General features: G+C 60.6%; 10 protein-coding genes. 6 read left to right on the forward strand and 4 right to left on the reverse strand.

From position 1 onward, the window contains the following. Window positions 1-2: 2 nt before the first annotated feature. From ftsA to argJ, 6 genes are all read left to right on the forward strand, one after another. Window positions 3-1,244, forward strand: coding sequence for a cell division protein FtsA (gene ftsA, locus SCL_RS02725; protein ID WP_096359771.1), 1,242 nt, complete (start codon window positions 3-5; stop codon window positions 1,242-1,244). Window positions 1,245-1,307: 63 nt separating this feature from the next. Then, the gene (gene ftsZ / locus SCL_RS02730) at window positions 1,308-2,444 is read left to right on the forward strand and encodes a cell division protein FtsZ (protein WP_096359773.1); all 1,137 of its coding nucleotides are present in this window, start codon (window positions 1,308-1,310) and stop codon (window positions 2,442-2,444) included. A 346-nt stretch (window positions 2,445-2,790) separates the two neighbouring features. After that, on the forward strand, window positions 2,791-3,702 hold the full coding sequence (lpxC, locus tag SCL_RS02735; protein ID WP_096359775.1) for a UDP-3-O-acyl-N-acetylglucosamine deacetylase: 912 nt from the start codon (window positions 2,791-2,793) through the stop codon (window positions 3,700-3,702). Between the two features lie 42 nt (window positions 3,703-3,744). Next, window positions 3,745-4,671 (forward strand): M23 family metallopeptidase, encoded by a 927-nt coding sequence (locus tag SCL_RS02740; protein WP_096359777.1) that lies wholly within the window; start codon window positions 3,745-3,747, stop codon window positions 4,669-4,671. Window positions 4,672-4,762: 91 nt separating this feature from the next. Beyond that, the gene (secA, locus tag SCL_RS02745; protein ID WP_096359779.1) at window positions 4,763-7,471 is read left to right on the forward strand and encodes a preprotein translocase subunit SecA; all 2,709 of its coding nucleotides are present in this window, start codon (window positions 4,763-4,765) and stop codon (window positions 7,469-7,471) included. 78 nt (window positions 7,472-7,549) lie between these two features. Beyond that, window positions 7,550-8,770: a bifunctional glutamate N-acetyltransferase/amino-acid acetyltransferase ArgJ gene (argJ, locus tag SCL_RS02750; RefSeq protein WP_096359781.1), complete on the forward strand. Its 1,221-nt coding sequence runs from the start codon at window positions 7,550-7,552 to the stop codon at window positions 8,768-8,770. 130 nt (window positions 8,771-8,900) lie between these two features. Here argJ and coaE read toward each other — a convergent pair whose 3' ends face one another. Genes coaE through pilB form a run of 4 tightly spaced genes read right to left on the reverse strand, consistent with a single transcriptional unit; the run spans window position 8,901 to window position 13,407 of the window. Continuing rightward, window positions 8,901-9,509: a dephospho-CoA kinase gene (gene coaE, locus SCL_RS02755; protein WP_096359783.1), complete on the reverse strand. Its 609-nt coding sequence runs from the start codon at window positions 9,507-9,509 to the stop codon at window positions 8,901-8,903. A gap of 10 nt (window positions 9,510-9,519) precedes the next feature. Continuing rightward, window positions 9,520-10,404, reverse strand: a complete 885-nt coding sequence (locus SCL_RS02760) for a prepilin peptidase (protein WP_096359785.1) — start codon at window positions 10,402-10,404, stop codon at window positions 9,520-9,522. A gap of 51 nt (window positions 10,405-10,455) precedes the next feature. Continuing rightward, window positions 10,456-11,682, reverse strand: coding sequence for a type II secretion system F family protein (locus tag SCL_RS02765; protein WP_096359787.1), 1,227 nt, complete (start codon window positions 11,680-11,682; stop codon window positions 10,456-10,458). Window positions 11,683-11,685: 3 nt separating this feature from the next. Beyond that, entirely contained in the window at window positions 11,686-13,407 is a 1,722-nt protein-coding gene (pilB, locus tag SCL_RS02770; protein WP_172425894.1) for a type IV-A pilus assembly ATPase PilB, read from the reverse strand. Between the last annotated feature and the right edge of the window lie 148 nt (window positions 13,408-13,555).

Below are 13,555 nucleotides of genomic sequence, written 5' to 3' on the forward strand. Positions count from 1 at the left end.
TCATGGCAAAAAGAGACGATGAAAAACTGATCGTGGGTCTGGATATCGGCACTTCCAAGGTGCTCGCGATCGTCGGTGAAATCGCGCCGACCGGGGAGGTCGAGATCATCGGCGTGGGGCACCACCCCTCGCGCGGCATGAAAAAGGGCGTGGTGGTGAACATCGAATCCACGGTGCAATCCATCCAGCGCGCGATCGAGGAGGCCGAGCTCATGGCCGGCTGCCAGATCCACTCGGTCTACGCCGGCATCGCGGGTTCGCATATCTCCAGCTTCAACTCGCACGGGATTGTCGCCATCAAGGACAAGGAGGTCGGGCAGGGCGACGTGGAGCGCGTGATCGAGGCGGCGCGCGCGCTCGCCATTCCGGCGGATCAGAAAATCCTGCACATCCTTCCGCAGGAATTCATCATCGACAAGCAGGAAGGCATCCGCGAACCGATCGGCATGAGCGGCGTGCGGCTCGAGGCCAAGGTGCACATCGTGACCGGCGCGGTCAGCGCGGCGCAGAACATCATCAAGTGCGTGCGCCGCTGCGGGCTGGAGGTGGACGACATCATTCTCGAACAGCTGGCCTCCAGCATCTCCACGCTGACGGAGGATGAAAAGGAACTGGGCGTGTGTCTGGTGGACATCGGCGGCGGTACCACCGACATCTCGGTATTCACCGACGGCGCCATCCGCCACACCGCCGTGATTCCTATTGCCGGCGACCAGGTGACGAACGACATCGCGGTGGCGCTTCGCACACCGACGCAATACGCCGAGGACATCAAGAAGAAATACGGCTGTGCCCTGACGCAGCTGGCACACCGCGACGAGACCATCGAGGTGCCGGGCGTGGGTGACCGCCCGCCGCGCAAGCTGTCGCGTCAGACGCTGGCTGAGGTGATCGAGCCGCGCATCGAGGAACTCTACAGCCTGGTGCAGGCGGAATTGCGCCGCAGCGGCTTCGAGGACGTGGTTGGCAGCGGCCTGGTGCTCACCGGCGGCAGTGCCAAGATGGAAGGCGTGGTCGATCTCGCGGAAGAGGTGTTTCACATGCCGGTGCGCCTGGGCATGCCGCAGTACGTCGGCGGCCTGAAGGGCGTGGTGCAAAACCCGATTTTCGCCACCGGCGTGGGGCTGGTGCTGTACGGGGCGCGGTGCCGGGAAGGCAAGCAGTACGTGCAAAACCCGGGTGCGGCGGTGGGGGTAAAGGGAGTCTGGAGCAGGATGAAGAGCTGGTTTCAGGGGAATTTTTGACGCGGGGGAACGGGCAATTGGTTCGATCAACGGATTTAAGGAAACCTACACTGGAGGCAACACATGTTTGAATTAATGGATACTTACGGGCAACAAGCGGTTATCAAGGTCATAGGAGTAGGCGGTGGCGGCGGCAATGTCGTCGACCACATGGTCGCCGCCAGTATCGAAGGCGTGGAGTTCATCAACGCCAACACCGATTCGCAGGCGCTCAAGCGCTCGCAGGCCAAGACCATTCTGCAGTTGGGCACCAATCTCACCAAGGGTCTCGGTTGCGGCGCCAACCCCGACATCGGCCGCCAGGCTGCAGTCGAGGATCGCGAACGCATTGCCGAGGTGCTTTCCGGCGCGGATATGGTGTTCATTACCGCCGGCATGGGCGGCGGTACCGGCACCGGCGCGGCGCCGGTGGTGGCGCAGGTCGCGAAGGACATGAACATCCTGACGGTCGCCGTTGTGACCAAGCCGTTTCCGTTCGAGGGGCGCAAGCGTATGGCGATAGCGGATCAGGGCATATCCGACCTGGGCCAATATGTCGACTCTATAATAACGATCCCGAACGAGAAGCTGCTGACGGTACTGGGCAAGGATGCGACCCTGCTGGATGCCTTCGGCAAGGCCAACCAGGTGTTGCAGAACGCGGTGCAGGGCATTGCCGAGCTGATCACGCGGCCGGGGCTTATCAATGTGGACTTCGCCGACGTGCGCACCGTGATGTCGGAGATGGGCATGGCCATGATGGGCGCGGCCTCCGCCAGCGGTCCGTCACGCGCGCGCGAGGCAGCCATCGCGGCGGTCTCGAGCCCGTTGCTGGAGGACATCAATATCTCCGGCGCCCGCGGCATTCTGGTCAACATCACCGCCGGCCTCGACATGTCCATCGGCGAGTTCGAGGAGGTTGGCAACGCCATCAAGGAATTCGCCTCCGACGACGCGACCGTGGTGATCGGCACCGTGATCGAACCCGAGATGCGCGAGGAACTGCGCGTGACGGTGGTGGCGACCGGTCTCGGCCAGGAAAAGGCGCGCAAGCAGCCGTACAAGGTGGTCAAGACCGGCACCGGCACGACCGACTTCGAGGACTACGAGACCCCGACGGTGATCCGCAATCGACGCACGGAGCGGCCGCTGGCCACGGCGGCGGAGGCAGCCATCGAGTACCTGGATATCCCGGCCTTCCTGCGCAAGCAGGCGGACTAGCTCCCGCCACCCGCGGCGAACGCTCCCTGACGGGGCTTCGCCACGGAGAAGGGGATTATTCTGGCGCCCTTGAGCCACCGGTAAGCGGCATTCGCCGCGTTGCCGGCCGTTTATCGGCCCCGGCTGAGCGATCATGGCCGGCAATCCGAGATTTGGCTGGACAGATGTGGGGTTTTATCCTTAAATTAGAGGCAGGGACCGATTTTTCCGTATACCTTGCCCAAGTGAATTCGTAATCGGCATGCAGGGTTGCATGCGTCAAATTAACTTAGCGTGAATATTTTCGCTCCGGCGAAGGAACGCTGGCCTTTTCGCAAGAAAGGGATCATTCAAGAAGAAGTTTTTAATGATTAAACAACGCACTCTGAAAAACGTCATCCGCGCCACCGGCGTGGGTCTCCACACAGGCGAAAAGGTCTATCTCACCCTCCGGCCCGCTTCTTCCGATACCGGAATTGTCTTTCGCCGCATTGACTTGGCTGATCCGGTTGAAATCCGTGCCTGCCCGGAAAACGTCTCCGACACGCGCCTCTCGACTACACTTGAATATAACGGTGTGCGTGTTTCCACGGTGGAGCATCTTATGTCGGCATTCGCCGGTCTGGGCATCGATAACGCCTACGTCGATCTGACGGCGGCGGAAGTGCCGATCATGGACGGCAGCGCCGGGCCATTCGTGTTCCTGGTGCAGTCGGCCGGCATCGCCGAACAGAGCGCGCCGAAGCGTTTCATCCGCATCAAGAAGGAAGTGCGCGTGGACGAGGAAGACAAATGGGCCTGCTTCCAGCCGTTTGAGGGATTCAAGGTTTCCTTCGCCATCGAATTCAATCACCCGACCTTCCGCAATTCGACCCAGAACGCCACGGTCGATTTTTCCACGACCTCTTTCGTCAAGGAAATCAGCCGTGCCCGCACCTTCGGTTTCATGGGCGATCTTGAGGCGCTGCGCGCGGTAGGGCTGGCGCGCGGTGGCGGTCTCGACAACGCCATCGTGCTGGACGAATACCGCATCCTGAATGACGACGGTCTTCGTTATGAAGACGAATTCGTCAAGCACAAGGTGCTGGATGCCATCGGCGACCTGTACCTGCTGGGGCATCCGCTGATCGGCGCCTTCAGCGCCCACAAGTCCGGGCATTCCCTCAACAACCGTCTGTTGCGTCAATTGGTGATGAACCAGGATGCCTGGGAACTCATCACTTATGACGAAAACGACCAGGCGCCCATCGCCTTCGTGCGCACGGCCCCGGCGGCCTGAACCGGCAACAGGTCAACGGGAAGTCGAAAGGGGAAGCACGGCATGAACATCATCCTGGTACCGAACAGCCGGCGTGGCAAGGGCCGCAATACCACGCTTTCCCATCGTCATCTTGTTCTGATCGCGCTGGTGGTTCTGGTGGCGCTGCCCGTTCTTCTGGGCGTCGTGGCCTACCACGCCCAGGACATGCTTACCGCGCACAACGCGGATTCGCTGTTGTCGGCGCAGCGCCGCGAACTGGCTGCCCAGCGCACGGCCGTGGCAGAGGCCAAGCGCAATGCCGAAGCGCACCTGAACGCACTGGCACAGCGGCTCGGCCAGATGCAGGCGCAAATGATGCGGCTCAATGCGCTGGGCTCGCGCCTGACGCGCATGGCCGGTCTGGATGCGCGTGAATTCAATTTTGCTGTCGAGGCGGCCATGGGCGGACCGGAAAAGAATGCCGCTGCCTCGAATCCGCCCGAGCTGATGTCCTCGCTCGATCACCTGGCCCGGGAAATCGAGCGTCAGCAGGAGCGCCTCAGTGCGCTCGAGAACCTGCTGCTCGATCGCAAGCTCAGCGCGGCTGTGACGCCTTCGGGCTGGCCGGTGCAGGGCGGCTGGATTTCCTCCGGTTTTGGCGCGCGCGCCGATCCTTTCAACGGCCATCAGTCCTATCATGAAGGTGTCGACATCGCCTCCAACCTGGGTTCACCGGTACTGGCCATGGGCGATGGTGTCGTGACCCACAGTGGCGAGAAATCCGGTTACGGGCTGCTGGTCGAGGTTACGCATGAATCCGGTTTGATCACCCGCTATGCCCATGCCAGCGCCGTCCTCGTCAGGGTCGGCGACCGTGTGCAGAAGGGCCAGCCCGTCGCGCAAGTTGGCACCACCGGCCGTTCCACCGGACCCCATCTGCATTTCGAGGTGGTGCGCAATGGAACTTCGGTCAACCCCATGCGCTATTTGCAGCAAGCCGGGAAATAGGTCGCAACGCCGTCACGCTTCAAGTCTCTCCACTTTTCCTCCATAATTGCCGCTCTTTTGTTACGTCTCCCCGGGAGACGCACGGATTTTCATGATCACGAAAGCACTTACCAGGATATTCGGCAGCCGCAACACCCGTCTGATCAAGCGCATGCAGCAGGACGTGGCGCGCATCAACGCGCTCGAGGCAGGCATTGCGCCGCTCACCGACGAGCAGTTGCGTGCCAAGACCGCCGAATTCAGGACCCGCCTCTCGAACGGTGAGACCCTTGAGGGCCTGCTGCATGAAGCCTTCGCGGTGGTGCGCGAAGCCTCCAAGCGCACCCTGGGCATGCGCCATTTTGACGTGCAGCTGATCGGCGGCATGGTGTTGCACCAGGGTAAGATCTCGGAGATGCGGACCGGCGAAGGCAAAACGCTGGTGGCCACGCTGCCGGTCTACCTGAACGCGCTGGCGGGCAAGGGCGTGCACGTGGTGACCGTCAACGATTACCTGGCCCGGCGCGACGCCGAGTGGATGGGACAGATCTACAAGTTTCTCGGCATGAGCGTGGGCGTGGTAGTTCCCGGACAGGATCGCCAGACCAAGCGTGAAGCCTACGCCGCCGATATCACCTACGGCACCAACAACGAATACGGTTTCGATTACCTGCGCGACAACATGGCGTTTCGCGCCGAAGAGCGCGCGCAACGGGGACTCAACTACGCCATCGTGGACGAGGTAGACTCGATCCTGATCGACGAGGCGCGCACGCCGCTCATCATTTCCGGGCCGGCCGAAGAGAGCACCGACCTGTACGTCAAGATCAACGCGATCATTCCGCGCCTGACGAAGCAGGAAACCGAGAACGGGCCCGGTGATTTCAGCGTGGACGAGAAGACGCGCCAGGCCTACCTGACCGAGGCCGGCCACGAAACCGTGGAAAAGCTGCTGGCGCAGGCCGGGCTGCTGGAGCCGGGATCCAGCCTGTACGACGTATCGAGCCTGATATTGATGCACCATCTGATTGCCGCGCTGCGCGCACATGCGCTGTTCAAGCGCGAGGTGGATTACATCGTGCGCGACAACGAAGTCATCATCATCGATGAATTCACCGGACGCATGATGCAGGGGCGGCGCTGGTCGGACGGTTTGCACCAGGCCGTGGAAGCGAAGGAGGGCGTGCCGATCCAGAGCGAGAACCATACGCTGGCCACGATCACGTTCCAGAATTATTTCAGGTTGTACAGCAAGCTCGCCGGCATGACCGGCACCGCCGACACCGAAGCCTTCGAATTCCAGCAGATCTACGGACTCGAGGTAGTGGTGATTCCGACTCACCGGCCGATGGTCCGCAACGACCTTGCCGACCAGATCTACCGCACCGCGGCGGAAAAACACGCGGCGATACTGGCGGATGTCCGGGACTGCCATCAGCGCCGCCAGCCGGTGCTGGTCGGCACCGTTTCCATCGAGGCCTCGGAACATCTGTCGCGGCTGCTTGCCAGGGAAAAGATCGAACACCAGGTGCTCAATGCCAAGCAGCACGAACGCGAGGCGCTTATCGTGGCGCAGGCCGGTCGACCCGGTGCGGTGACCATCGCCACCAACATGGCCGGTCGCGGCACCGATATCGTGCTCGGCGGCAATCTCGAGATGGAGCTCAAGGAGATCGGCGATGACCCGGCCGGCCGCGAGCGCGCGCGGGCCGAGTGGGGAAAGCGCCACCAGCAGGTCGTGGCCGCCGGCGGCCTGCACATGATCGGCACCGAACGCCACGAATCGCGCCGCATCGACAACCAGTTGCGCGGCCGTGCCGGCCGTCAGGGCGACCCCGGTTCCTCGCGTTTTTATCTCTCGCTCGAGGACAATCTGCTGCGCATTTTCGGCAGCGATCGCCTGTCCGGCCTGATGCAGAAACTCGGCATGCAGGAGGGTGAGGCCATCGAGCACCCGTGGGTGACGCGCGCCATCGAAAACGCCCAACGCAAGGTCGAGGCCCGCAACTTCGATATCCGCAAGCAGCTACTCGAATACGACGACGTGGCGAACGACCAGCGCAAGGTGATCTACGAACAGCGTAACCGGCTCATGGACGTGGAAGACATCTCGGAGAGCATCACGAGCATACGCCACGAAGTCGTCACGGAAATAATCAACCAGCATGTTCCGCCCGAGAGCCTGGAAGAGCAGTGGAACATCACGGCTCTCGAAGAGAGTCTCGATCGCGAGCTGGGTCTGAAGCTGCCTGTCGGCCAGTGGCTCAAGGACGAGACGTCCCTGGACGAGGAAAAATTGCGGGCGCGCATCCTTGCCGAAGCCGATCGCCGGCACGCCGAAAAAACCGTCTCCATCGGGCCCGAAGTCATGCGTCACCTGGAAAAGGCGATCATGTTGCAGGTGCTGGATACGCAGTGGAAGGATCACCTGGCCGCCATGGATTACCTGCGCCAGGGCATACACCTGCGCGGTTATGCCCAGAAAAACCCGAAGGAAGAATACAAGCGCGAATCGTTCGTGCTGTTTTCCGACATGCTGAACCGGGTGCGGCATGACGTGATCAATTTGCTGGCGCATGTGCAGGTGCAGGCGCCGCAGGATGTCGAAGCGCTGGAAGCCCAGAATCGCCAGCCACAGGACATGCAATTCGTGCACCCGACACTGGCTGCCGGTGGCGAGCCCGAGCAGGGTGAAGCTGGAGATGAAGTCGCTGTGGCGCAGAAACCGGTCACGCGTCGCCAGCCCAAGATCGGACGCAACGATCCCTGCCCCTGCGGTTCGGGCAAGAAATACAAACAATGTCACGGCAAACTGACGTGAGCCGTGATTCGTCATTCGTGAGTCGTGGGATAGAATCAGTTACGATTCACGACTCACGGATCACGATTTAGTTCTGAAATGGCCGTAGGCCTGAAAGCATTGCCCGTCCTTCATCCCGTCGCCGGCATCCGACTCGGAACCGCCGCCGCCGGCATTCGCAAACAGGATCGTCGCGATCTGGTGGTGATCGAGTGCGCCCCGGGCACACTGGCAGCCGCCACCTTCACGCAAAACCGTTTCTGCGCCGCTCCCGTCACGGTGGCGCGCGAGCATCTCGCCAGGACCGCACCGCGCGCCCTGCTCATCAATACCGGGTTTGCCAATGCCGGCACCGGTGAGCCGGGCGTGGAAGACGCGCGCGCCTGTTGTGCGGCGCTGGCGCGTCAGTTGAATTGCCGGTCCGAGGAGATTCTGCCGTTTTCCACGGGCGTGATCGGCGAGCGACTTCCGCGCGAGCGAATTGTCGCCGGTCTGCCATCCTGCCTTGCCAGACTGAATGCCAATGGCTGGGCCGAAGGCGCGCACGGCATCATGACGACCGATACCCTGCCGAAGGGCAGCTCGCGCCAGATCAGAATCGGTTCGAGCACGATCACGGTGACGGGCATCGCCAAGGGCGCCGGCATGATCCGGCCGGACATGGCGACTATGCTGGCGTTCGTGGCCACGGATGCCGTCGTCGCCCCGGCGGTGCTTCAGGCCTGCGTCACGGCGGCGGTGAACCGGTCCTTCAATCGCATCACCATCGACGGCGATACTTCCACCAACGATGCCTGCGTGCTGCTGGCCACCGGTACCGCCGGAAATCCCGTGATTGATCGGGTCGAGGGCGAGGCCTATGCCTTGTTGCTGGGAACCGTTATGGAGGTGTTCATGGAGCTGGCACAGGCCATCGTGCGTGACGCCGAGGGTGCCACCAAGTTCATTACCATCGATGTGAGCGGCGGGCAGAGCGAGTCCGATTGTCTCGCGGTGGCCTATACCATCGCGCACTCCCCGCTGGTGAAAACGGCATTTTTTGCCAGCGACCCCAACTGGGGGCGCATTCTGGCCGCTATCGGACGGGCGCCGATAGAACATCTGGATGTCGCCACGGTGGCGATTCATCTTAATGAGTTGTGTGTGGTGCGTAACGGTGCGTTGGATGCTGAATATACCGAGGCCAAGGGGCTTGCGGTGATGCGGCGGCCGGAAATCCGTATCGGGGTGGAGCTGGGGACGGGCGCGGCTTCAGCGTGCGTGTGGACCTCGGATCTGTCGCACGATTATGTGCGCATCAACGCCGAATACCGAACATAACCTCTAACGCTCTGGCAAAAACGCGGAGGACGCAGAGGCACAGAGCACACAGAGTTTTAGGACTGAATACCCCACTCCTCTGCGTTCTCCGCGTCTCCTCGATCTCTGCGATATTTCCAGGGCGTTTAATCTAGTTTTTCTTCGTCGTCGTTGCGAGCGACAGATACCACTGGTGCATGCGCTCCACCTCGGCCTCGAGCTGCTTCCGGTCGCCATTATTTTCGATGATCTCGTTCGCCAGTTGCAGCCGTTGCGCCCGGCTTGCCTGGGCCGACATGATCTTGCGTATTTCCGGTTCGCTGAGTCCGCTGCGGGTGGCGGTACGCTGGATCTGTACATTTTCCATGGCATCGACGACCAGAACACGGTCCACAAGATCGGTAAAGCCTGATTCGATCAGCAGCGGGACCACTACGACGACATAGGGCGCATCGAGTGCGGCCAGCCTGTCCCGGACCACAGCGCGGATGTGAGGGTGCAGAATCGTTTCGAGAAGCCGGCGCTCGTCGGCATTGTCAAAGACACGTTCGCGCAGCCGGTTGCGATCGACCCGGCGTTTTTCATCCAAAATCGCATCACCGAAGGCATGGACAATCTCATCGTAGGATTTCTGGCCCGGTTCGGTCAGGGCGTGTGCGATCTCATCGGTATCGATCACCGGCACTCCGCGCATCACGAACAGTGACGCGATGGTGGATTTGCCACTGCCAATGCCGCCGGTCAGTCCTACGCGTAACATGAGGGCAGGTTCAGGGCGCGAGGCGGGCAAACTGCAGGTAGTAGCGCGTCAGCGTGTCACCCCACAGGAGCGCGACCCATCCGGCCACGCACAGGAACGGGCCGAAGGGGATGGGCAGCTGGCGGTCACGGCCGAAGAAGAGAATAAAGGCAATCCCCACGATGGCGCCGACCAGTGAAGACAGCAAGATGATCAGGGGCAGGCTCTGCCACCCGAGCCAGGCGCCCAAGGCAGCGAACAGCTTGAAGTCGCCGTAACCCATGCCCTCCTTGCCGGTCACCAGTTTGAAAATCTGGTATACCAGCCAGAGGAAAGCGTAACCGCCGGCGGCGCCGATGACCGCCGATGACAACGGCGTGAAGACGGCGAAGACATTCAACAGCAGTCCGGCCCACAGCAACGGCAGGGTGATATCGTCCGGGAGCAGCTGCCGGTCGAAATCAATGAAGCTGAGCGCGACGAGGCTCCAGGTCAGCACGATTCCGGCCAGCGCGGTAATTCCATATCCGAAATACCAGGCGACCATCGCCGTCAGGCCGCCCGTCAGGAGTTCTACCAGCGGGTAGCGCCAGGAGATGGGTTTGGCGCAGGCTGAACATTTTCCGCGTAGCCAGAGAAAACTCAGAACCGGGATATTTTCGAGCGCCGTGATGGCATGACCGCAGTGCGGACAGCGCGAACCGGGCGCCACCAGATCAAACCTTTTGGCGGTATCTGGTTTTTTTTTATTCGGCTCGAGGATCTCCTGGCACTGACTGCGCCATTTCCGCTCCAGCATGACTGGAAGACGGTAAATCGCGACATTCAGAAAGCTGCCGATGGCCAGTCCGAAAAGACCGGCGATCCAGGGAAAGGCGGCGGGATAGCTGGTGAAAAAGACGGAGATATCGCTCATCGGGCGGCATTATGCCCGAATGGACGCAAAAAGCAGTACCGGCCTGGAAGATTAAACGGTGGCCGCAAGCTTGAAGATCGGCAGGTACATGGCGACGACAAGACCGCCGATGACGATGCCGAGAAAGGCCATGATGATCGGTTCGAGCAGGCTGGAGAGGCCCGCCACGGCATCATCCACTTCCGCCTCGTAGAAATCGGCGACCTTGCTCAGCATCTTATCGAGCTCGCCCGACTCCTCGCCGATCGCGACCATCTGCACCACCATGTTGGGGAACAGCCCGGTGGCATTCATTGAGGCCTGCAATTGCATGCCGGTGCTGACGTCGGACTTGATGGCCATCGTGCCTTCGTAGTAGACGCGGTTCCCCGCGGCGCCCGCGACGGAATCCAGCGCCTCCACCAGCGGTACACCGGCGGCGAACATGGTCGCCAGCGTACGCGCGAAACGGGCGATCGTAGCCTTTTTGACGATCTCGCCGATCACCGGGGCTTTGAGCAAGATCCGATCCATCGAATGTTGCATTTTTTCGGAGCGCTTGTAGGAGTAGCTCAGGAACACCACAGCTCCGACAATGGTGCCGATGATCGCCCACCACCATTCCTGGAATCCTTTTGACAGATTGATGACCATTTTGGTCATGGCCGGCAGGTCGGCGCCGAAACCGGCGAACAGACTCTCGAACTGCGGGATCACGAACACCAGCAGCACGGCGGTGATGATGAATGCTACCACGATGACCGCCGTCGGATAGAACAGGGCGGATTTGATCTTGCCTTTGATGGCCTCGATCTTTTCCTTGTAGGTGGCAACCTTGTCCAGGATGCCGTCCAGAATACCGGCCTGCTCGCCGGCCTGTACCAGATTGCAGTACAGGGCATCGAAATAGAGCGGGTGTTTGCCGAGCGCCTGGGTCAGGGCGGTTCCCGACTCCACGTCATGCTTGATGGACATGATGATTTCCTGCATGGACGGGTTTTCATGTCCTTTGCCGACGATATCGAAAGACTGGGCAATGGGGATGCCCGAGGTCAGCATGGTCGCGAGCTGGCGGGTAAAGACGGCGATATCCTTGGTGGTGATCTTTTTCTTGAACTTGAAGGCCGCCTTGCGTTGCTTGGCTACCTTGACGGGGTTGATGCCCTGGCGGCGCAGCGTGGCATTCACGAAGGCGACGCTGGCCGCTTCCATGATGCCCTTGACCTTCTTTCCCTGTTTATCGACGCCTTCCCACGTGAAAGCATCGAACTTCGGTTTCTTTATCGCCGCTTCTGCCATGGTTTACTCGTTGGTTGCCGCTTCGACTTCTTCCAGGCTGGTGACACCAGCCTTGATCTTCATCAGACCTGCCTGCCGCAGATCGGGAACGCCTTCCTTTCTGGCCTGCTTTTCGATATCCAGCTGGTTGCCACCGCGCATGATGATGGCGCCGATTTCTTCCGTCACCGGCATGACCTGATAGATACCCACACGTCCTTTATAGCCGCCATTGCAGGCATCGCAACCAACCGGGCCATAAACAACGAGACCGGGAAGGTCTTCTTCCCTGAAACCGGCCTTTAGCAATGCCGGTTTGGGGATGTCGAGGGGTTTCTTGCAATGCGCGCACAGTCGCCGCGCCAGGCGTTGGGCAACAATCAGATTGACCGCCGAAGCGATGTTGAACGGCGGTACCCCCATGTTGGCGAGACGGGTCAGCGTGGATGGCGCATCGTTCGTGTGCAGGGTGGAAAGCACCATGTGGCCCGTTTGTGCCGCCTTGATGGCAATCTCGGCCGTTTCAAGATCGCGGATTTCGCCGACGAGGATGACGTCCGGGTCCTGGCGCAGGAAGGCGCGCAGCGCCGAGGCAAAATTGAGTCCGGCCTTGTCGTTGATGTTTACCTGGTTGACGCCGGACAGGTTGATTTCCACCGGGTCTTCCGCCGTGGAAATATTGGTATCCGGTGTGTTGAGTATGTTAACCGCCGTGTAGAGGGTGACGGTTTTGCCGCTACCGGTCGGCCCGGTGACCAGCACCATGCCGTAAGGGCGATGGACGGCCTCAAGGAACAGTTGTTTCTGGAAATCCTCGAACCCAAGTTTTTCCACGCCGAGCGTGGCGGAGGTCGGGTCGAGAATACGCATCACGATTTTCTCGCCCCAAAGCGTTGGCAGCGTACTGACACGGAAATCGATCGCGCGATTCTTCGATATGCGCATCTTGATGCGGCCGTCCTGCGGAACACGTCGTTCCGCAATATCGAGCCTGGAAAGAATCTTGATGCGCGCGGCGATGCGGGCGGACAAGGCTATCGGCGGATTGGCCACTTCGTGCAATATGCCGTCCTGCCGGTAGCGCACGCGGTAGATTTTTTCGTACGGCTCGATATGGATATCCGAGGCGCCGCGGTTGATGGCGTCCATCAGAACCTTGTTGACGAATTTGACGACCGGAGCATCGTTGACGCCCTCCTCGCCGCCAGCGGCACCCTTTGCCTCATCTTCCTCGCCAGCGACGATTTCGAGGTTTTCCAGGCTGTCATCGCCGGACAGATCGGCCAAGCTCGTATCTTGCGCGTCCAGTGACTTTTCGATGATGACAGCGAGCTTGGCCTCTTCGACGAGGATCGGCTCCGTGCCAAGCCCCGTGTGAAACTTGATTTCATCCAGAGCCTGCAGATTGGTGGGGTCGGCGACGGCGACAAAAAGTCTCGTCCCGCGTTTGAACAGGGGCAGGACATGATGGCGCCGGATGATTTTTTCATCGACCAGCTTGACCGGGGCCATTTCCAGATCGAGCGAGTTGATTTCATACAGCGGTATGCCGAAATCCTCGGATGCCACCTTGGCGATGGTGGCGCTGTCGAGTTTCTTGCTTTCGACCAGTTGCGTGACAAAGGAAGTTTTTTTGGAGAGCGCTTCTGTCTGGATGCGTTCCGCGTCCGCCGGACTGAGCAGATTGTCGCGCACCAGCCTCAGTGCGAGGCCGCTCAGGTTGCTTGCCGTGCTTGCGGTTGCCATCGTGGTGGATTCAGGTGAGCGTCACTGCCAAGGCGCTGAATCTTTCAAATATAGTCTCAGATATCCGCATGCGCCAAATCATTTTTCCTCCTGTTTTCCGGTAGTTGCATGCGTCTGTCATAATCTGCTCCATCCATTTCTTGCGGGC

The organism is Sulfuricaulis limicola (assembly GCF_002355735.1).
Taxonomy (GTDB): domain Bacteria; phylum Pseudomonadota; class Gammaproteobacteria; order Acidiferrobacterales; family Sulfurifustaceae; genus Sulfuricaulis; species Sulfuricaulis limicola.